Source organism: Proteus sp. G2673, assembly GCF_009915125.1.
GTDB classification, from domain to species: domain Bacteria; phylum Pseudomonadota; class Gammaproteobacteria; order Enterobacterales; family Enterobacteriaceae; genus Proteus; species Proteus penneri.
Genome location: NZ_JAABLT010000022.1, coordinates 323039 through 344955 on the forward strand (window position 1 = coordinate 323039; position 21917 = coordinate 344955).

Genomic DNA, 21917 nt, shown 5'->3' on the forward strand with positions numbered 1-21917 from the left:
GTGTTATTTCTCAGTATTACAGTTCAAAGTTACTTAAGTCATCAGTATCAACTTGTGAATCAATTTGACCCACAAGGTAAGAACTGACTTCAACTTCTTGAGGCGCAACTTGAACGTTGTCAGACACTAACCATGCATTGATCCATGGAATAGGGTTAGAGCGTGCTTTAAATGGTAATTTAAGACCCACTGCTTGCATGCGAATATTAGTAATATATTCAACATATTGACAAAGGATATCTTTATTTAAACCAATCATTGAGCCTTCAGAGAATAGGTATTCAGCCCACTCTTTTTCTTGCTCAGCTGCTTCAACGAACAGGTCATAACACTCTTGCTCACATTCCTCTGCAATCTCTGCCATTTCAGGATCATCTTGACCCGAACGCAGTAAATTCAGCATGTGCTGTGTACCTGTTAAGTGTAGCGCTTCGTCACGAGCAATGAGTCTAATGATTTTCGCGTTACCTTCCATCAGTTCACGCTCAGCAAAGGCAAATGAACAGGCAAAGCTAACGTAGAAACGAATTGCTTCGAGTGCGTTAACGCTCATTAAGCACAAATAAAGCTGTTTCTTTAATTTGCGTAACGTGACATGAACCGTTTTGCCTTTAACCTGATGTTCGCCTTCACCATACATGTGATAAAGGTTTGTCAGATTGATTAACTCATCATAATAAGAAGAAATATCACGCGCGCGTTTTAAAATTTCTTCATTTTCAACGATATCATCAAACACAACTGACGGATCGTTAACAATATTACGAATAATATGAGTATAAGAGCGTGAGTGAATGGTTTCAGAAAATGACCATGTTTCAACCCATGTCTCTAACTCAGGGATTGAGATTAAAGGTAAGAATGCCACGTTAGGGCTTCTTCCTTGAATGGAATCCAACAGAGTTTGATATTTTAAATTACTAATAAAAATATGTTTTTCATGATCAGGTAACGCATTGTAGTCAATACGATCACGAGAAACGTCCACTTCTTCTGGACGCCAGAAGAAAGAGAGCTGTTTTTCAATTAGCTTTTCAAAAATAGGGTATTTTTGCTGATCATAACGCGCTACGTTAACAGGTTGCCCAAAAAACATGGGCTCCTGAAGTTGATCATTTTTAACTTGTGAAAAAGTAGTATAAGACATAGCTTCCTCAATTAAATTTTACACGCGCCGCCTTCACAATCTGAATCTTCTGTCTCAACGACTTCTTCCAGATCACCCTGTACATCGTCTGCACCGTCACGGGTATTGTGATAATAAAGTGTTTTTACACCATATTTGTAAGCGAGCAGCAAATCTTTCAGCAGTTGGTTCATTGGAACTTTACCGCTAGGGAAACGAGTAGGATCGTAGTTAGTGTTCGCTGAAATCGCTTGGTCAACGAATTTTTGCATAATACCCACTAACTGCAAATAACCTTCAATACTTGGCATTTGCCACAGTAATTCATAAGCGCCTTTCAAACGCTCATACTCAGGAACCACTTGACGTAAAATACCGTCTTTAGAGGCTTTAATACTGATATAACCACGAGGTGGCTCGATACCATTGGTCGCATTCGAAATCTGTGAAGAGGTTTCTGATGGCATCAGTGCAGACAGAGTTGAGTTACGTAAACCGTGCTCTTTAATGTCTTTGCGTAAGCCTTCCCAGTCGTAATGCAGAGGTTCTTTTGTCAGAACATCTAATGATTTTTTATAGGTATCAATAGGTAAAATACCTTCAGCGTAAGTGGTTTCATTAAACCATGGGCATGCGCCTTGTTCTTTCGCTAATTCATTAGATGCTTTTAATAAATAGTATTGAATTGCTTCAAATGCACGATGGGTTAAGTTATTTGCACTACCATCAGAGTAGCGAACACCGTGTTTTGCTAAATAATAAGCAAAGTTAATAACACCAATACCTAAGGTACGACGACCCATTGCACCTTGTTTTGCCGCTAAGATTGGATAATCTTGGTAGTCTAATAGTGCATCCAGTGAACGAACGGCTAAACGAGCCAGTTCTTCTAAATCATCAAGATTTTCAATTGCGCCTAAGTTAAATGCAGATAATGTACACAGTGCAATTTCACCATTAGGATCTTTAATATCATTTAATGGCTTAGTGGGTAGTGCAATTTCTAAGCATAAGTTTGATTGGCGAATTGGTGCAACAGCCGGATCAAATGGGCTATGTGTATTACAGTGGTCAACATTCTGAATGTAAATACGGCCAGTTGAGGCACGTTCTTGCATCATTAATGAGAATAACTCAACCGCTTTAACTTGTTTTTGGCGGATGCTCTTATCTTTCTCATATTGCACATATAGACGTTCAAATTCATCTTGATCAGCAAAGAATGCATCATATAAACCTGGAACATCAGAAGGGCTGAATAAAGTAATATCCTGACCTTTGATTAAACGTTCATACATTAATTTATTTAACTGAACGCCGTAATCTAAATGACGAACACGGTTATCTTCAACACCACGATTATTTTTCAGTACCAGCAGACTTTCAACTTCTAAATGCCATAATGGATAGAATAAGGTTGCTGCACCACCACGAACACCACCTTGTGAGCAAGATTTTACCGCGGTCTGGAAGTGTTTATAAAACGGAATACAACCAGTGTGGAATGCTTCACCATTACGAATAGCACTACCTAATGCACGAATACGACCTGCATTAATACCAATACCCGCACGTTGAGAAACATATTTTACAATGGCACTTGATGTCGCATTGATAGAATCAAGGCTATCGTCGCACTCAATTAAAACACAAGAGCTAAATTGACGAGTTGGAGTTCTTACTCCAGCCATGATTGGTGTTGGCAATGAGATTTTAAAGGTTGAAATCGCATTATAGAAACGTTCGATATAGTCCATACGTGTTGCTTGTGGATAACGAGAGAACAAGCAAGCCGCGACTAAAACATATAAGAACTGTGCACTTTCGTAAATTTCACCTGTAATACGGTTTTGAACGAAGTATTTGCCTTCTAACTGTTTAACCGCCGCGTAGGAGAAATTCATATCACGTTGATGAACAATAAAGTTATCCATCTGTTCGAACTCTTCTTGTGTGTAATCTTCAAGAAGATGACGATCGTATTTGCCTAAATCGACTAATTTTTTAACGTGATCATACAGTTTAGGTGGCTCAAATTGGCCATACGCTTTTTTACGTAAATTAAATACGGCAAGACGGGCAGCGAGATACTGATAATCAGGTGTATCACCAGAGATTAAGTCTGCAGCAGCTTTTACCAGCGTTTCATGGATATCAGCAGTTTTGATACCATCATAAAACTGAATCTGAGAACGTAATTCAACTTGAGATACTGAGACATTTTCTAGACCTTCAGCGGCCCAGGCGATAACACGGTGAATTTTGTCTAAGTCAATGCGTTCTTTATGACCATCACGTTTTGTGACAAGCAGGCTATGATTCATGAGCGATGCACCTTATCTTGCATGAGTGTTACCTGAAATTTTATACCGCAAAAAAACGCTCCCGATGACAAACTATGTCAAGGAGTCTTGTGGTGTGAAATTTAAGGAAACACAATATATAGGGGTTGGTTCAAATGGTGATAACAAGATAAAGGTAATTGAGAGATTGATCAAGTGTACAAATCGGATTGTTTCTGTGGATAAATAGGGGATAAATTTTTTAACAACTGCCCGTACCCTGCATAAATACAGGCAGTAAGAAACACAAATTCAAGTGGCAACGATGTAAAGTCAATTTTAAAAAATGTGATCGTTTGATGTTTTATTAGACCAAATCAAACTTTCGGTTTCATGAATTCGAGTTATGTGTCGATTGTGTGTGCACCATATAATTCACATCGACATTTGGCGCTAATCTGAATTTGTCAGTGATCGGGTTATAATGTAAACCAATCATATTTTTGCAACGTAAATCGGTTTCATCGACCCAACTAAGTAATTCTGACGGGCGAATAAACTTATTAGCATCATGTGTGCCCTTAGGTACCATATTCAGAATATACTCTGCACCTACCACCAGCATTAGCCACGCTTTCTTATTACGATTGATGGTTGAAAAGAAAACATGCCCGCCAGGTTTTACCAGTTTTGCACAGGCTCTAACAACAGAAGATGGGTCTGGAACGTGCTCTAACATCTCCATACAGGTGACAACATCGTAAGTTTGTGGGTTTTCATTTGCATGGTTTTCAACGGTATCTTGAATATAAGTCACAGGAATACCTGACTCTAGTGAGTGCAAGCGTGCAACTTGTAATGGCTCTGTGCCCATATCAAGGCCAGTCACTTCGGCACCGACACACGCCATACTTTCAGATAAGATACCGCCACCACAGCCAACATCGAGGACTTTTTTTCCAAATAAGCCGTCAGCGCGTTCTTGGATATAGTTAAGTCTTAGTGGGTTGATGCGGTGTAATGGCTTAAATTCACCTTCAAGATCCCACCAGCGTGATGCAACGCTTTCAAACTTGTCGATTTCATGCTGATCCACGTTAGCATGTAAAGAGGTTGTTTTATCATTCATCAGAAAGTATTACTCCTATTTTCATATTGTCATGATTCTACCAACGTTAGACGGTGAAATCGAAGAGAATAGCGAAAGGATCATTAATTTAGTTGTTTCCTTTTTCCAAAAATTGGCGATTTGTGGTATAGTTCTAAACCTTTGAATCCGTAGTATGAGGGACAGTGGCTCCATGAGCGACATTGCCAGAGAAATCACACCAGTTAATATCGAAGAAGAGCTGAAAAGCTCATATTTGGATTATGCGATGTCTGTTATTGTAGGACGCGCATTACCCGATGTTCGAGACGGACTGAAGCCAGTACACCGCCGAGTTCTTTTCGCGATGAATGTACTAGGAAACGATTGGAATAAACCTTATAAAAAATCAGCCCGTGTTGTTGGGGATGTTATCGGTAAATATCACCCGCACGGTGACAGTGCTGTTTATGAAACGATTGTTCGTTTAGCACAGCCTTTTTCTATGCGTTACATGTTGGTTGACGGGCAGGGTAACTTCGGGTCAGTTGATGGTGACTCGGCGGCTGCAATGCGTTATACCGAAGTTCGTATGGCGAAAATCGCCCATGAACTGCTGGCGGATTTGGAAAAAGAAACGGTTGATTTTGTTCCTAACTATGATGGAACAGAACATATTCCGGCAGTAATGCCAACCCGTATTCCAAACTTGTTAGTCAATGGTTCTTCAGGGATTGCGGTAGGGATGGCAACAAACATTCCTCCACATAACCTAGGCGAAGTTATCGATGGTTGCCTTGCTTACGTTGATAACGAAGACATCACGATTGAAGAGTTGATGGAACATATTACGGGGCCTGATTTCCCGACTGCCGCTATTATTAATGGTCGCAGAGGAATTTTAGATGCATACCGTACTGGTCGCGGAAAAATTTATATCCGCGCTCAGGCTGATATCGAAACTGATGAGAAAACAGGTCGCGAAACTATTATCGTGACAGAAATTCCTTATCAGGTGAATAAAGCTCGCTTAATTGAAAAAATTGCAGAGCTTGTTAAAGATAAACGTATTGAAGGTATTAGCGGATTACGTGACGAGTCTGATAAAGATGGTATGCGTATTGTCGTTGAAATCAAACGTGATGCTGTGGGTGAAGTGGTATTAAATCACTTATTCTCACAAACACAAATGCAGGTTTCTTTTGGTATTAATATGGTTGCGCTTCACCAAGGTCAACCTAAATTATTAAATTTAAAAGAAATTATCTCTGCCTTTATTCGTCACCGTCGTGAAGTTGTTACTCGTCGTACTATTTATGAATTACGTAAAGCGCGTGATCGTGCTCATATCTTAGAAGCACTGGCCGTTGCCTTGGCGAACATTGATCCTGTTATTGAAATGATCCGTCAAGCACCAAATCCAGCAGAAGCAAAAGCGGCATTAATTGCACAGCCTTGGGATTTAGGTAGTGTTTCTACTATGTTAGAGCGTGCTGGTGACAGCAACGTTGCTCGTCCTGAATGGTTAGAACCACAATATGGTGTGCATGACGGTAAGTACTATCTAACAGAGCAACAAGCTCAAGCTATTTTGGATCTGCGTTTGCAGAAACTAACCGGCCTTGAACATGAAAAACTGTTAGATGAATATCGTGACTTATTGCTTCAAATTGCTGAATTACTGCATATCTTAAGAAGCCCTGAGCGTTTGATGGAAGTCATTCGAGAAGAGCTAAATGCGATTAAAGATCAATATAATGATCCACGTCGTACTGAGATCACTGAAAATACGGCTGATATTAATATTGAAGACTTGATCAATGAAGAAAATGTTGTTGTAACACTTTCTCATCAAGGTTACGTTAAATATCAACCGCTTACTGATTATGAAGCACAGCGTCGTGGCGGTAAGGGTAAATCAGCAGCAAGAATTAAAGAAGAAGACTTTATCGATCGTCTATTAGTGGCTAACACCCATGATACGATTTTATGTTTCTCAAGTCGCGGTCGTCTCTACTGGATGAAAGTTTACCAGTTACCAGAAGCAAGTCGCGGTGCTCGTGGTCGCCCAATTATTAATTTGTTACCTCTTGAGCAAAATGAACGTATTACTGCTATTTTGCCTGTAAGAGAGTATGAAGAAGGCAAGTTTGTCTTTATGGCGACGGCAAGCGGAACCGTGAAGAAAACACCTTTGCAAGATTTCAGCCGTCCTCGTAGTGCCGGTATCATTGCTGTTAATTTAAATGAAGGTGATGAGTTAATCGGTGTTGATTTAACCGATAGCACTAATGAAGTTATGCTGTTCTCTGCTGATGGTAAAGTGGTTCGCTTTGCAGAAGATTGTGTTCGCCCAATGGGTCGTACTGCGACAGGTGTTCGTGGTATGAAACTGAGTGATGACGACAAAGTAGTTTCTCTAATCATTCCTCGTGGTGACGGTGATATTTTAACTGTCACTGAAAATGGTTATGGTAAACGAACAGCACAAAGCGAGTACCCAACGAAGAATCGTGCTACACAAGGCGTTATCTCTATTAAAGTGAGTGAGCGTAACGGTAAAGTTGTTGGTGCGATTCAAGTTGAAGAAACTGACCAAATCATGATGATCACCAATGCGGGTACATTAGTTCGTACACGTGTTTCTGAAGTCAGCATTGTTGGACGTAATACACAAGGTGTTACCTTAATTCGTACAACAGAAGGTGAATTAGTTGTTGGTTTGCAACGTGTCGAAGATGAAGATGATGCATTAGATGACGATGAAGTTAATGAAGTTATTGACGAAGAGTTATCAGAAGCACCTGATTCAGATTTAGCTGATGATGCGAACGAAGAATAATATTTATCATTATTGTGATGTATAAATCAAAGAAAGCAGGCATAATTGCCTGCTTTTTTTATGTGGTAGGATCAGTTTATCATCAGAAAAAATTATCCTGATGATAAAGATCATATCATTCAGACATACAGTAACTTCTGCTAGAATAGAATAAGTTTCTTGAGCGGTAGGAATATTGATTAGGGTGGTTGTTTGAGATATCTCTCGTCCTTTAAAACATCGTTAAAAATTTCCCGCTACCTTTTTCGCATATTAGGTATCATGTTGTGGGCAATGGGTGCATTGCTAACGATGTTTTACCTTATCAATATTTTCAATGATACTAAATCTGATATTCGGCAAGAGTATAGTAATAACTACACTAATCTTCTTAGTTTCTTTAGGCAAACCTCCAGCACTATCCGTGATTTACAATACCTTGCTGAACGCCACCAAGAACAAATTAACTTAAACCCGAATATGAAAAATTCATTATTTTATGAAGGGCCATTTTCACTTCATAAGCTTAATGAAACCGCAGATTGTGAATTATTTAAAGGGCAAACAAATAACTATTTCCGCTCATTTAATAGTATCTTATATTATTGGAAAGATAATACTCCAGCCTTACAAGGGATAAACCAAGTCTTTATGGTTGGTTCCCATAGCATGTGTATGATTAACTTTCCTTTGCGCGCATCCCCTGTCGATACTGAAATGTTGAAAAAATTGGTTTACGAAAATACACGTAACTACATTAATCAACGTGCACAAGGTAAAGAAGTTAACCAATATTGGATTGTGCCAGATGCAAAAGGGGATAGTGGCATTTTATATGTTATGTCTCCAGTTTATGCTTCAGGTAAATTTATTGGTCTGATTGGTATTGAAAGAGCTATTCGTCTTGAATATTTCTCACCTACCAAAGATAGAGTGATTTCAATTCATCTTCTTAATAACAGAAATACTACAGTTTTAAGCTATCCTGCAGAAAATACTTATCATTTAGTTAAACAAGTTCCTGATGTCAGCGCACCTTATTTTGGCTTTGATGAAGACTTTAGCGATTTGGTTGCTAAGCGTAAATTATTGCCCTCGTCTTTTAGTGTGGTGTATTCATTACCACTCAAGCAAATTTTAAATGAATTTAAATTCACGATTTTCAATGCGCTGATCTTAAATATTATTTCAGCCATTATGATTTTTATCTTTGTATGGATCTTTGAGAGAAAAATATTCTCCCCAGCAGAAAATAATGCTTCTCGCCTAGAAGAGCACGAGCAATTTAACCATAAGATTGTGGCATCAGCACCAGTTGGGATCAGTATTCTCAGAATACGTGATGGCATGATTATTTTAAGTAACGAGCTAGCACATAACTATTTCCGTTTACTTAGCCATAGTGATAAACAAAATATTCTCTCTATTATTGCCGAGAAAAGTAGCAACATGGTTGATGTCGTTACCAACAATCGTAATCATCTGCAAATAAGCTTTGTTAACTCACGTTATCAAAATGAAGATGTGGCTATTTGTGTTTTAGTGGATATCAGCTCACGGGTTAAAATGGAGCGTTCACTACAAAATATGGCAACAGCAGCGGAGCAAGCTAACCAAGCTAAATCGATGTTCTTGGCAACAGTTAGCCATGAATTACGAACGCCACTTTATGGCATTATTGGTAATTTAGAGCTATTGCAATCTCATACACAAAGCGATGATACCGCTCGATTGCTAAAAACGATGGATAACTCCTCATCATTATTACTAAAAATTATTAGTGATATCCTCGATTTTTCGAAAATTGAATCTAAACAGTTAAAAATTGATATTAAGCCATTTAATTGTCGCCAAGTGTTATCTTTTGTTATCTCAAACTATTTACCTTTGATTGCGAAAAAAGGCTTGGCTATTTACTGTTTTATCGAACCTGATGTACCTAAAATTGTAAATAGTGATCCTGTGCGTGTACAACAAGTTATCTCTAATCTGTTGAATAACAGTATTAAATTTACTACGACCGGGTGTATTACCTTACATCTTTATAAAGATGATTATTATCTCTATTTTGATATTCATGATACAGGACGAGGGATCAGTGACAAAGCATTGCATGAGCTTTTTGAACCATTCTTCCAAGTGTCCCAGAATACAGAAAGCGCATCAGAGGGAACAGGGTTAGGTTTAGCCATTTGTGAAAAGTTGATCAACTTGATGGATGGCGATATTAGCGTTGTTTCTCAAGAAAATATTGGTAGTCGCTTTACGATCCGTATACCTCTTTATGGTGCCTTAGATGGCATAGATCCTAATTCTAAACAGAATATTTATAAAGAAAGTCATGTTCGTTGCTTTATTGATATTAAAAATCTTTATTTAGAAGGATTTATTGGTAGATACCTTCGTTACTTTGGTTTGAGTTGTGAATTGTTTACCGAAGAAGAGGTGATATCTTCAACCGATTTTATTATTACAGATTACGATGCACCAAGAAAAGATAACTGCCAGTTGATTAGGATCAATGAGCATTACTTTGAACCATTGAAAAAAATAGCTGAAAACGTATGGGTATGCAGTACTTATAAGCTAAACGATTTAACAAAAATAATACTGCAATTGCCACAAAGTAAAGTTGAAGCAAATTGTGTGGAGATCGTGAAGCAAGATACGGATTGTCGCTTACAAACCTTAACTATCCTTATTGTCGACGATCATCCAATAAACCGTTTATTGTTGACCGATCAATTGAAAAAAATTGGCTTTAATACAGCAACGGCAGAAGATGGCTGTGATGCATTAACATATTTAGCTAAAAATCATGTTGATATCGTTCTGACGGATGTCAATATGCCAAATATGAATGGTTATCAGTTGGCAACACATATAAGAGAAATGGGTAGTAATATGCCTGTGATAGGGGTGACGGCGAATGCAATAGCAGAAGAAAAGCAACGCTGTATTGATGCAGGAATGAATGATTGTGTATCTAAACCTGTTTCGCTCTCTATTTTAAGAGAAGTATTGGTGAAATATATTTCTAAAGAATATTTCTAAAGAATAATTCTAAAGAATAATTCTAAATAGAGAATGATAAAATAAGTAAACAGACAAAGACTAATTTATTAGTCTTTGTCTGTTTTTAAACCTCATAAGGTAAAAATAACGTAATCACAAAGCATTTTGATAGATAAAATGAAACAAAGAGCAGAAATAATACTAGTTGATTAAAAGGAGAGTGAGAGCGTTTCTGCAACAGTCTATAAGCTTAAACCTAGTAACGGTATGAAAAATATAAGTTATGCTATGCAGCTTATAAGGTGCTTCAACGGAAAGTATTTGCAAGGAAAGAGAAATAAGTGCAAAGAGAATGAGTGATAAAGAGTAAAAAAACAAAAAAACAGAGAAGCTCCCGCAAAGGGTTGAGCTTCCTGATTTTATCGACTCGGTTAAGGCAACTACGGTGAAATTAATCTGGGCCGTTAATTTCCTTATCAATAGTCACTGATGACAAGTAATTAAGCAATGCGATATCGTTATCGACACCTAATTTCATCATAGCTGATTTTTTCTGACTACTAATCGTTTTAATACTGCGATTGAGTTTTTTGGCGATTTCGGTCACAAGGAAGCCTTCAGCAAATAATCTTAGTACTTCACTTTCTTTGGGTGATAAACGTTTATCGCCATAACCATTAGCATTTACTTTTTCAAGTAGCTTTGCAACGCTTTCAGGCATAAATTTCTTGCCTTTTTGTAGTGCAGCCAATGCTTTTGGCAGGTCAGTTGGCGCTCCTTGCTTAAGCACAATACCTTCAATTTCAAGATCAAGAACTGCGCTCAAAATAGCAGGGTTGTTATTCATTGTTAGTACAATAATCGACAAATTGGGATAATGTCTTTTAATGTACTTAATGAGTGTAATACCATCACCATACTTATCGCCAGGCATAGATAAGTCAGTAATTAAAGCATCAACATTTAACTTAGGTAAGTTATTGATAAGTGAAGTTGAATCTTCAAACTCACCTACAACATTGACCCATTCAATTTGTTCTAAAGATTTACGAATACCGAATAAAACGATTGGGTGATCATCGGCAATAATAATATTAAGGTTATTCATGTTTAATTGTTACCTTGCTGCAGCAACTGTTGAATCCATTTATCCAGTTGAGTGATACGTTCTTTGATCTCTAATTCATTATGATTTTTTATGTCATGCTCTAAATATTCACAGCTTTCTCTGAGATATTCTAAATCTAACATGGCAAAAACACCTTTTAGACGATGAGTTGTCTGGGCTAGAGAATGAAAGTCTTTATTTGTTGCTTCTAAGTGTAGTTTTTCAACATCAATAGGAACAGTACTGATAAATAGTTCCTTATAATCACTACCATTCAACTTCTTCCTGTAATTATTAAGAATTACTTCGTATTTATCAAGGTTATTATTTTCATCCCAAATACTCTCTTTAGTTGTATCTAGGGAAATTGACTCATTTTCTTCAATTAAATAAGTAATAGCCTCAATTAAAGGGTCACCGAAGTTATAGTTACACTTTATTAAATCTTTTGATATTTTTTCGAAACCAACAACAGAGCTTATTAATAATATTGTTGGAGATTCAGGATTATCATTCGGTGTATCCCTAAGTATGATATCGTATTCAGGATAAAGATTCTCTCTATTTTTATCAAAGTATGTAGCACCATATTTATCAAGCTGTTGGCGAATGATTTTTTCTATTTCAGGGTTTTTTATGGCGAGTTTTGCGTTTATTCCTTCTAATAATACGTTAAAAGTCCGTTCTTCTGTATCTATATGCTGGTATGGGAGTGCAATTCGGAAATGAGAACCAATACTTTCTTGGCTCTTAATAGTTAATTCTCCCTGTATCTTATTACACAGTAAATGGCATAAATAAAAAATGATGCCTGAATTAGAATAATATTTGTCTCCCATTGCTTGGCCTAAGAATGGGTATTTTATATTAGCAATGTCTTGAGGTGTAAGCCCACTTCCACTGTCAATAATATCAATCACTATCTTTTCTTCATCTTCATCTTTAACTAAATTTAGATTAACGGTTATCTTTCCATAATTAGTCGTACTAATGGCATAATTAATCAATGATAAAATAATCTTACTTAATGCGGGACCATCGTTAATTAAAAGTAACCCAGGCTTTATATTATTGTGGAAATAAAGTGTTAAGCCTTTTCTTATCATAAAAGGTGATGCTGTTGTCAGAATAGATTCAACTAATGTTGATAGTTCAAATTCATCCTTATGTATTTTCCATTCTTGATTTTCTAACTTATTAATTAATGTAATGTTTTCTATCCATTCAGAAATGTAATTTGTTTTCTCTAATAATAAACTAAGCAATTGTTGATGAGTATCTTCGGGTAATAAATCTTTGAATTGATAAACCATCTCATTTATATCTTTGATGGGGCGCATTAATTCTAATGACATATTAGATAAAATCTTGCGTCGAGCGATGGTATTTTTCTCATATTCTTGCTGTGCAAGTTGTAATTTTTTATTGATCAGAGCTTCGTTATCTTTATTCAGAAATATGAATAATGATGTATTGTCAATATTGTTATTATTACTTGTTCTTATTTCATAAATTTCGTTGTTGATAGCGGTTTGGATTAAACCATTGTGCTCAACTGCCATTTGGCGGATCTTAGATAAATCGATATGAGGTAATAGTTTTTCTGCATGACTGTTACTAATAATCTTATGATTAGAGGAAAAATTATAGACTAATAATCCTATCGGGAGATTTGAAATGATGTCGTGAGTCATCTCTTCTTTGATCCGTAGATTACGTGTCATAGAGATATAAGGGTAAACGTACTTATTACGGATATAGATATGGCCAAAAACGGAAATAGAAACAAATACCATTAAGCTGATTAATAACCAAATATTTTTGTAGACAATTTCTTTGATCATCGACTTCATTGGGTATTCATAAGAGAGTGAATAGGGGATCCCAATAATTGGTTGAGAAAAAATCAGTGATGAGCCGTCGGTTGATATTTCAATGTCATTTTTGTCATAGACAGATTGCTGACCTGTTGGCAGTAATCTTAAGTAGTGTGGAGATAACTCTGAAGGTAAGAAATTATTGATAGGCAAATCAAACGCTACTACGCTGGTTAACTGACCCGGCACATTAAACATAATACGATAAGTATAGTAATAAATGTTTTCTGTAGACATTTTCCTAATAGGTGAAAGACTCTCTTTTTCATCTAATGCTGTTGATTGCATCAATAACTCAGACCGTTTATTTTCAGCCGTTAATGTTAAATAGCTTTCTTTGTAACGGATCTCTGGCTTAAGCACAGAATGGGTCGTAATTAAGATAAGATCATTTCCTTTACCATTTAAATAATAAAGTGAACTGTAATCATTACGTACACCCCAAAGAATTTCGAGTGAATTTGCGAATCGTTGTGCCAACTGAAAGGTTTGCTCATTGGGTTTACCAAATATAATAGAATCTACGGTTTGGTCTCGACCTTCAAGCCAAAATACATCAGAACGTAATTTTATTGGATTAAGTCGCAATATAGGGAATATTGAGGTATCAGCTATTTTATTTGATAACTGGAAAAGCTGATTAGAGTGATAGCGATAATCTTCAACCTACCGCGCGAATTTTTGAGTCGTATTGTTTATCGCGTTTTTTTTGCTATCTAGCCAAGTGTTGAAATAGCTGTAAGCGTATAAAAAAAGCGATATGACCATAAAAAGAAGAAACAGGGCATATAGACGAGTTAGTGTATTTGGCTTGAGTTGGTTCAATGTACGCATTCAGTTTGCGAGCCCTTAAGAGACAATGTAATTTAAAAATAGAATAAACAGTCATCATTATTCGGCCATTATATTAACAGGTTATCACTTTAAAAGGGATATTCGGATGAACTTTGAGCAAACAAACTAAAAAATTCAATTTTTTTACAATCGGAGCTAGACAGCGGGGTCAGAGATAGGCATAATTTCGCGCTATGGAAGGATGGCCGAGTGGCTGAAGGCAGCGGTCTTGAAAACCGCCGATGGGAAACCATCCTAGAGTTCGAATCTCTATCCTTCCGCCAGAATTAGCCGGCTTAGCTCAGTTGGTAGAGCAACTGACTTGTAATCAGTAGGTCACCAGTTCGACTCCGGTAGCCGGCACCATATAAGACCCGTTATCTCGCAAGAGATAGCGGGTTTTTCTTATCCATAATTCTCTTTTTTCTATTCCCTCTTATTTTATTTCTTTTGGGTTACTCTATTTATCTCTCGATATCACTATAATTTTTGATCTCTAGTTATCAAAAATTAACCAATATATTAGAGAGTTAGCATTTTTTAAGCATAAAACGTTTGAAGATTGAGCAAACAGATAAAAAAGTCATTTTTTTTACAATCAGGACTAGACAGCAGGGTCAGAGATAGGCATAATTCCGCGCTATGGAAGGATGGCCGAGTGGCTGAAGGCAGCGGTCTTGAAAACCGCCGATGGGAAACCATCCTAGAGTTCGAATCTCTATCCTTCCGCCAGAATTAGCCGGCTTAGCTCAGTTGGTAGAGCAACTGACTTGTAATCAGTAGGTCACCAGTTCGACTCCGGTAGCCGGCACCATATAAGAACCCGTTATCTCGTAAGAGATAGCGGGTTTTTTCTTTATTAGTTACGTTAAATAATGTTAAATCATTTACTAATTTGTATTATTTCCCTGTATCTCGTTGCTTCATTTTGTAAGATAAAATTATTCTTTTATCTTACCTTTTTCATTATTATCCACTTCAATCGGAATATAATAATTAACATCTTTTAATAACGATGCAGGATTAGTAGCGAGAATTGAAGCTGGATAATCATCTTTAAATATATACTCTTCAATATCGGGAGCACCATTCTTTCTTGGGATATTAAGTTTTCTAAGTAAAATACCATAGGTGTTATAGATAATATCTTTATAATCTAATTTTAATAATGCTTCTGGAATACTGAATTTTAAATACTTTGTATTTTTTATATGTGCATGATTTTTAAATTGAGGATGATAAACGTCAGGTTTATTTTCCATCATAGTTGCATATTTTATTGTCAATTCATTATTTTTATTAGATAAAATATTATGTAAAGCATATACCCGCTCATGCTTGGAGTGCGTATGTTGAAAGAATACTTTCCAGTAATCTTCTCGCGCTTTTTCTGTATTAAAATTCCAACCAATCATATTAGCTTTATAGGTATGCTCTATACCGATTAATGGAAGAGAGTCTATTGTGACGATTTCGATATCTAAATTAAAACCACTAAATTTTCTTAACGGTAATGTAAAGCCATAAGCTTGCCAATTCTCTTTTCTACGATAATTATAGGGCGTCATATCAAATAGCTTTTTAAACGCTCTTGAGAATGTCTGCTGAGAATCAAAACGATATTTTAATGCAATATCCAGCAGTGGTGTTTTTTGTAAGCGTAATTCAACAGCAGCACAAGAAAGTCGTCTTGCTCGAATATAAGAGGCTAATGTCAATCCTGTTTGCTCTTTAAACATGCGTTGAAGATGCCATTTGGAATATCCTGATTTTTGTGAAACATTCTCAAGTTTTAGATCTTTCTCTAAATTTTCTTCAATCCAATAGATAATATCTGTAATGACATTTTCACTAAACATATTCTAGCTCTAATTAAAAAATTATTATTGGTAATAGTAAACAATACGCGTATCTAACCAATTTACATAAGATACTGTAATGAAATTAAATTTGATTGTAAATTTATAAAAATATTTACTCTAACATTAGATTTTAAAATGATGCTCTATCTCGATAAACTGAGTATTAATATAACATTCTGATATTACCTGATAGGACTATAATTACTTGAATAAAATAACGAGCAATTAGATATTCTTTTTTAGATAAAATCTAAGCTAAAAGTGTTATTTATACAAAAAAATTAATGTATTTATATAAGAATAAAACGTAAATAGCTATTATTCTAAATTAATAGAATATAACTACTGTTATTAAATTTAAATTAAATAAAAAACTAACTAAAAATAGAAAAGATAAGTGCCATAGGAAAACTAAGCGGCCAAGTTAAGGCGATTAGTAATGCACTTAAAAGGCGCATAGCTAGACTCGGATCTTTGGTTAAAAAGAAAGTAATAATAAACGATATTACAGCTCCAATAAGGTAGCTTATTCCAATAATAGAGATAGCAGACATAACAGATCATTCAGTAAATAGACTGCAACAATTGTACTCTAAAATTGTTAAAGAAACAGAGGAATAGGGCAAACTTTTCAATAAATGTCATTACTAATGTGCAAATTTTAAACATTCATCTCATTTTTGATCTTCGATCTCTTTTGGGAGTAATCACACAAGATAATAACAAGATTAAAGCTGAGGAATCAAAAGAATGAAATATATCGCATTGATTTTATTTGTTATTTATAACAATCTTTATTGTTTTAAAATGATATTCTATAAACAATAGAACAAAACGATATAGATTTTTTTTAGTAGTTTCACTATAAAAATTAAAATTTTTAAATGCTGATTTTTAAGGCAGGATAGTGATGAAGAGATAAATTTGATGTTTGTAAATGCGCAGGTTAATTATATTACATCATGATATCGACAGAATGTAACAAATGGGATGAATGCCATTTTATACATACTTGTAGATAAATTGGCTTATGGATGGCGCGACTTAATGGATTTAAGCGTTAGCTAGGAAGCATTTAAAATCCCCTTTTAAGATTGAAAAGGGGATTTATTTTTATGCCCTTTTCGGATTGGGGTTAATAGCTGTCACTATATTAAAATGGTAACTTACTACAGTAGTAAACCGCCAATGACGTTTATTTTGATGAAAATAAACGCTGTTTTGATTAATAAACAACTAGCGTGGTAGTTTTTATGATCCCTTATCAATCAACTTTGACGTTTTGGTTTGAAGAATGCACACCAGAGCAATGGTTTAAAAAAGATCTTCAGTTTGATAAAGAAATTAGCCGCAGATTTGGTGAATTATGGTTAAGCGCGAGTCGTGGTGAGTTGGCATCATGGAGAGAAACGATAGAAGGACGCTTAGCTGAGATTATTATTCTTGATCAGTTCTCGCGTAATATTTGGCGCGATACACCAAAAGCCTTTGCCCAAGATAATATGGCATTAATCTTAGCGCAAGAAGCTATTCGGTTACCTGAATATCTGACATTAACCCCCGTTAAACGTAAATTTATGATAATGCCATTTATGCATTCAGAGTCAGCTAAAATTCATCAAGATGCGGTTATCTTTTTTTCTCAGCTTAATGATGAAAATACTTATCAATATGAACTAAGACACAAAGAAATTATTGATAAATATGGTCGCTATCCTCATCGTAATGAAATTTTAGGACGAACATCTACACCAGAAGAATTAGATTTTTTACAACAACCTGGTTCTTCATTCTAAAAAAAATGCATACCTAAAAAGGTATGCATTTTTGTTTCTTTTTTATAACTGATTAATCAGCTATAACTTTAGATTACATTGTAATATGCCATAAGTTATAGAAAGCGATACGGCCTGATAACTCGGCAATAATGACCGCAGTAGCACAAGTTACTAGCGTCATTTTTGATGCCTGTGCTTTTAGGGCTGTAAACCCAACGATAACAATACCCAATGCTAATACCGCTAATTGGAATCCCCAAAATAGAGATTGATCAGCGCTGAGTTCTGGGCCAGTAAAGCCAAGGAAGCTAACATAACCAGAGCGAGTAGCAAAAGTAATAATGGCACCGATAATAAAGGATAATGCGCCTAAACGTCTTGCACCTATTGCCATTGCTAATACACCACCGCCAACTAACAGTGTCATCCAGAATTGCAATGTAGTGTAGTCTGTATTCCAGTTAGCAATTGTAGGAATATGATAAACTTGCGGAATTGACCAAACAAATGCTAAACCAAAAACAACGGTAAATAGGTTACAAATTTCACGTAATCCCTTCCATTTTTTCATTATAGTGAGAGCAACAGTTGCGAAAGCAAAACCTGTAAACACACCACTTAAAAACGCTTCGTTACTCATTGGAGAACGACCAACGCCTAAAAGCATATTGAAAAAACGCAGTGGCTGACCAACGTGTAATCCACCAATACCTAAACCAACTAATGTTAAAACCAACGCTAAAATATTCGCATTACGTAGTTGGTTTTCATCAATTTGACCTAATTTTTTACTGATATAAGCAATAAGAAATAGGCCTGCTGCTGATGAACCTAAAACAGTAAAAAAGACTAGAGGAAGTTCATGCATGGTTTATACCTCCGCCGCATTTTGAACTGAACCGGTTTTATCACCAGAAGGTTTAGCTTCTTTGTGTGCTTTGATCACGATATTTGGATTGGTCAAACTAGGATCAGGCATTGGTGCGATACCACACTCAGTACCGTGTTTTGCTCTGATCACTTCAATATCATCAAAATCAAGTGCACGTTGAGGACAAGACTCAACACAAACCGGTTTCATGCCTTGTGCTACACGTTCGTAGCAACCATCACACTTAGACATGAGTTTTTTCTTCTCATCGAATTGTGGTGCACCATAAGGGCAACGTAACTCACAATAACGACAACCAACACAAATATCTTGGTTAACAACCACTAAACCATCTTCTTCACGTTTATGCATAGCGCCAGTTGGGCAACCTGCTACACAAGTAGGATTTGAACAATGGTTACAAGAAATGGATAAATAATAACTGTAGATATTTTGTGTCCAGATCCCGTCTTGTTTTGCCCAGCTACCACCACCGTATTCATAAACACGACGGAATTTAGGCCCTAAATCTAAATCTTTTTCATCCTTGCAACTGACTTGACAGGTTTTACAGCCAGTGCATTTAGTGGAGTCAAAATAAAAACCATATTGCTTCATGAGTTAACTCCTTATGCACGTTTCACTTCAACAAGGTTTGTATGTTGTGGATTTCCTTTAGCAAACGGCGATGGGTGCCAGCTTGTTAATGTATTAATACATCCACCTGTATCTACACCTGTTGTATCAAGTGAACGCCACGCACCTTGCGGTACTGCAATCACACCAGGTAATACACGATCTGTCACTTTAACGCGAATATTTAAACGACCACGATCATTATAAATCTCAGCAATATCGCCAGATTTTAATCCGCGTTCTTGCGCATCAATTGGGTTTAACCAGAATTGATGCGGAATAGCTTCACGTAACATAGCAACGTTATAGTAACTAGAGTGAACGTGGCCTTTGTCGTGGAAACCGGTCATTTGTAGAGGGAATTTCTCTTTAAGCTTAACGTTTTCAACACCTTCTTCATTTTTACAATATTCTGGAATTGCAGGGATACGGTCGCCTTCAGGTAAAACCCAGCCATCGGTATCTTGCATTAGTTTTTCAGAATAAATTTCAATCTTACCTGACGCTGTTTTTAATGGGTTAGCGATAGGATCTTGACGGAATGCTTCAAGTGCAACGTATTGATTACGATTAGGTAATTTACGATCGATAATTCCTACATCGTTAGTTTCTGCAAATGTAGGTAGCGCTGGATTTTTCTCACGCATTTGGTTATAGCAATATTCAATCCACTCTTCGTAAGTACGTCCTTCAGTAAATTGCTCTTTGGTGCCCATCTTTTCTGCTATGTCAGTTAAGACATCATAGCAAGGGCGGTTTTCCCAAAGTGGTTTAATTGCATTTTGTAAACGGACGACATAGTGGTAAGCACCACTTGCATAAGAGTTATTGATAAGATCGTTAGTCTCAACAGTTGTCACATCTGGCAATAAAATATCAGCGTATTTTGCAGATGGTGTCATGTGGTTATCCCACACTAAAATAAACTCACATTTTGATTCATCTTGCAGTAAATCATGTGTTTTATTCAAGTCAGCGTGTTGGTTACCAATCACGTTACTGGAATAACACCACATAAATTTAATACCTGTGTCGAGTTTATCTTTATTTCTAACACCTGCATTTTTGCTGGTCAGTTGATCACCGCGAGCAATTGCTTCAGACCACATAAATGTTGGGATCAAGGTTTTAACTGGGTTAGGCAGAGCAAAACTGGCAACTGGATAAGCAACGTTACCGCCCCAACAACCGGTATTTGTACCTGGACGACCAATATGACCTGACATTAATGGCAGCATCATAATCGCGCGACATGCCTGCTCACCATTTGAAGTACGCTGGATACCCCAACCTTGAGAGATCCACGCAGCTCTTGCACCACCAATTTCACGCGCTAATTGGATAATACGAGAAACAGAAATACCGGTTAATTTACTCGCCCATTCAGGTGTTTTGGCAATGCCATCTGGGCCATTACCTAAAATATAATCTTTATAAGAGCCATTTTCAGGCGCTGATGCTGGTAATGTTTGTTTATCCCAACCGACACAATATTCACGTAAGAAATCTTCATCGGTGATGCCTTCTTGGATCATTACATAACCTAATGCAGCGACTAATGCAGCATCGGTACCTGGATAAATAGGGATCCATTCGGCACCTAATGTTGTCACACTATCGGTACGACGAGGGTCAATGATGATAACTTTACTTTTGCTCTTATCTAACGCATTTAATGTTTCATAGAACTGACCACCACCAGACATACGAGTTTCAGCAAGGTTATGACCAAACATCACGACTAAGTCTGAATTCTCAATTTCTGTTAACAGTGATTCTAACATGTCCCCATAAACATAAGGCACAATACCGGTTAATTGAGAGTATGAATAAGTACCATAGTCACTTAAAAAGCCGCCAACAGTGCTTAATAAACGTTTACATGCGGTTCTACCGTGTAAGTTTGCGCCAGTAGAGCCTGTACCATATTGGTAATAAATGGACTCATTACCGTATTTTTCGATGGTATATTTTAATTTTTCCGCGATGATTGAAGTGGCTTCATCCCAAGAAATGCGTTCAAATTTACCTTCACCACGTTTACCAACTCGCTTCATTGGGTATTTTAAACGATCTGGGTTATACGTTTTCCAGCGTACAGAACGACCACGCAGACACGGGCGAATTTGGTGAAGACCGAATGTTGAATCGTCATACATAGTTTCATTAGAAATACGACGAATAACGCCATCTTTCACATGCACTTTTAATGGACAACGGCTACCACAGTTCACTAAGCATGCACTGTATTTGATAGTTTCTGAAGTCTCATCAGGACGAATACCCTGGGGGATTTGAGCATTAGCAGCGAATGGTAATGAAACCGTTCCTGCAACAGCGGCAGCACCAGAAATAACTGCTGCAGACTGAATGAATCCACGCCGACTCATTTCAGTAATAGAAGTATTATTTTTAATTTTTGACATTGACATTACCCTAACATTTTTCACAACAAGTAAAGTTGTATATATATGTTAAGTTATAACCCTTCTACCTATAATGATTTATATCAATATAAAAAATGTTAATAACGTTATCTAAAAAAATAATTATTAAACAAATGGTTACATTTTTTGATAAATACCACTTTAGTGGTAAACGAAATATAAATTAAATAGGA

Annotated in this window: 12 protein-coding genes, 4 tRNA genes and 1 pseudogene; 7 read left to right on the forward strand and 10 right to left on the reverse strand. The window is 36.5% G+C overall.

The genetic code is table 11. The annotated features are described in order from the left end of the window. Positions 1-16 precede the first annotated feature (16 nt). From nrdB to ubiG, 3 genes are all read right to left on the reverse strand, one after another. Positions 17-1147 (reverse strand): class Ia ribonucleoside-diphosphate reductase subunit beta, encoded by a 1131-nt coding sequence (gene nrdB / locus GWI59_RS13880; RefSeq protein WP_006533276.1) that lies wholly within the window; start codon positions 1145-1147, stop codon positions 17-19. Between the two features lie 11 nt (positions 1148-1158). Then, positions 1159-3450: a class 1a ribonucleoside-diphosphate reductase subunit alpha gene (gene nrdA / locus GWI59_RS13885; RefSeq protein WP_006533275.1), complete on the reverse strand. Its 2292-nt coding sequence runs from the start codon at positions 3448-3450 to the stop codon at positions 1159-1161. A 349-nt stretch (positions 3451-3799) separates the two neighbouring features. Next, a complete protein-coding gene (gene ubiG, locus GWI59_RS13890) occupies positions 3800-4537 on the reverse strand; it encodes a bifunctional 2-polyprenyl-6-hydroxyphenol methylase/3-demethylubiquinol 3-O-methyltransferase UbiG (RefSeq protein ID WP_072063157.1) in 738 nt (245 codons plus the stop codon). Positions 4538-4709: 172 nt separating this feature from the next. Between ubiG and gyrA the strand changes: the two genes are divergently transcribed. Continuing rightward, positions 4710-7337: a DNA topoisomerase (ATP-hydrolyzing) subunit A gene (gene gyrA / locus GWI59_RS13895; protein ID WP_072063156.1), complete on the forward strand. Its 2628-nt coding sequence runs from the start codon at positions 4710-4712 to the stop codon at positions 7335-7337. A gap of 192 nt (positions 7338-7529) precedes the next feature. Beyond that, on the forward strand, positions 7530-10370 hold the full coding sequence (gene rcsC / locus GWI59_RS13900; protein ID WP_161724934.1) for a two-component system sensor histidine kinase RcsC: 2841 nt from the start codon (positions 7530-7532) through the stop codon (positions 10368-10370). 412 nt (positions 10371-10782) lie between these two features. Here rcsC and rcsB read toward each other — a convergent pair whose 3' ends face one another. Together rcsB and rcsD are read right to left on the reverse strand one after the other, a co-directional pair. Further along, a complete protein-coding gene (rcsB, locus tag GWI59_RS13905; RefSeq protein ID WP_006533269.1) occupies positions 10783-11439 on the reverse strand; it encodes a response regulator transcription factor RcsB in 657 nt (218 codons plus the stop codon). A 2-nt stretch (positions 11440-11441) separates the two neighbouring features. Then, positions 11442-13970, reverse strand: a pseudogene (rcsD, locus tag GWI59_RS13910) (phosphotransferase RcsD); the annotation flags it as partial. Between the two features lie 376 nt (positions 13971-14346). Between rcsD and GWI59_RS13915 the strand changes: the two are divergent. The 4 genes from GWI59_RS13915 to GWI59_RS13930 all read left to right on the forward strand — a co-directional run bounded on the left by GWI59_RS13915 (position 14347) and on the right by GWI59_RS13930 (position 14964). Further along, positions 14347-14434 (forward strand) — tRNA-Ser (locus GWI59_RS13915). A gap of 6 nt (positions 14435-14440) precedes the next feature. Continuing rightward, positions 14441-14516, forward strand: a tRNA-Thr gene (locus tag GWI59_RS13920). Between the two features lie 278 nt (positions 14517-14794). Continuing rightward, a tRNA-Ser gene (locus GWI59_RS13925) sits at positions 14795-14882 on the forward strand. 6 nt (positions 14883-14888) lie between these two features. Then, a tRNA-Thr gene (locus GWI59_RS13930) sits at positions 14889-14964 on the forward strand. Between the two features lie 127 nt (positions 14965-15091). Here the strand turns inward: GWI59_RS13930 and GWI59_RS13935 are convergent. Continuing rightward, a complete protein-coding gene (locus GWI59_RS13935; protein WP_072063153.1) occupies positions 15092-16009 on the reverse strand; it encodes a helix-turn-helix domain-containing protein in 918 nt (305 codons plus the stop codon). A 377-nt stretch (positions 16010-16386) separates the two neighbouring features. Then, entirely contained in the window at positions 16387-16566 is a 180-nt protein-coding gene (locus tag GWI59_RS13940; protein WP_036912664.1) for a GhoT/OrtT family toxin, read from the reverse strand. A 699-nt stretch (positions 16567-17265) separates the two neighbouring features. On the opposite strand from GWI59_RS13940, the gene GWI59_RS13945 reads away from it, so the two are divergent. Further along, entirely contained in the window at positions 17266-17808 is a 543-nt protein-coding gene (locus tag GWI59_RS13945) for a DUF924 family protein (RefSeq protein ID WP_109847259.1), read from the forward strand. 73 nt (positions 17809-17881) lie between these two features. Here GWI59_RS13945 and GWI59_RS13950 read toward each other — a convergent pair whose 3' ends face one another. From GWI59_RS13950 to GWI59_RS13960, 3 genes are read right to left on the reverse strand one after another with little or no spacing between them, the layout of a single operon-like run. Next, positions 17882-18658 (reverse strand): dimethyl sulfoxide reductase anchor subunit family protein, encoded by a 777-nt coding sequence (locus tag GWI59_RS13950; RefSeq protein WP_006533261.1) that lies wholly within the window; start codon positions 18656-18658, stop codon positions 17882-17884. A gap of 3 nt (positions 18659-18661) precedes the next feature. Then, the gene (locus tag GWI59_RS13955) at positions 18662-19279 is read right to left on the reverse strand and encodes a DMSO/selenate family reductase complex B subunit (protein ID WP_023581764.1); all 618 of its coding nucleotides are present in this window, start codon (positions 19277-19279) and stop codon (positions 18662-18664) included. Positions 19280-19290: 11 nt separating this feature from the next. Further along, entirely contained in the window at positions 19291-21723 is a 2433-nt protein-coding gene (locus GWI59_RS13960; protein ID WP_109847260.1) for a DMSO/selenate family reductase complex A subunit, read from the reverse strand. Positions 21724-21917: the final 194 nt, after the last annotated feature.

What these genes read in the sequence shown, in the direction of transcription:
- nrdB (WP_006533276.1), bottom strand. Translation starts at nt 1,147, where the DNA reads ATGTCTTATACTACTTTTTCACAAGTTAAAAATGATCAACTTCAGGAG.
- nrdA (WP_006533275.1), bottom strand. Translation starts at nt 3,450, where the DNA reads ATGAATCATAGCCTGCTTGTCACAAAACGTGATGGTCATAAAGAACGC.
- ubiG (WP_072063157.1), bottom strand. Translation starts at nt 4,537, where the DNA reads ATGAATGATAAAACAACCTCTTTACATGCTAACGTGGATCAGCATGAA.
- gyrA (WP_072063156.1), top strand. Translation starts at nt 4,710, where the DNA reads ATGAGCGACATTGCCAGAGAAATCACACCAGTTAATATCGAAGAAGAG.
- rcsB (WP_006533269.1), bottom strand. Translation starts at nt 11,439, where the DNA reads ATGAATAACCTTAATATTATTATTGCCGATGATCACCCAATCGTTTTA.
- GWI59_RS13935 (WP_072063153.1), bottom strand. Translation starts at nt 16,009, where the DNA reads ATGTTTAGTGAAAATGTCATTACAGATATTATCTATTGGATTGAAGAA.
- GWI59_RS13940 (WP_036912664.1), bottom strand. Translation starts at nt 16,566, where the DNA reads ATGTCTGCTATCTCTATTATTGGAATAAGCTACCTTATTGGAGCTGTA.
- GWI59_RS13945 (WP_109847259.1), top strand. Translation starts at nt 17,266, where the DNA reads ATGATCCCTTATCAATCAACTTTGACGTTTTGGTTTGAAGAATGCACA.
- GWI59_RS13950 (WP_006533261.1), bottom strand. Translation starts at nt 18,658, where the DNA reads ATGCATGAACTTCCTCTAGTCTTTTTTACTGTTTTAGGTTCATCAGCA.
- GWI59_RS13955 (WP_023581764.1), bottom strand. Translation starts at nt 19,279, where the DNA reads ATGAAGCAATATGGTTTTTATTTTGACTCCACTAAATGCACTGGCTGT.
- GWI59_RS13960 (WP_109847260.1), bottom strand. Translation starts at nt 21,723, where the DNA reads ATGTCAAAAATTAAAAATAATACTTCTATTACTGAAATGAGTCGGCGT.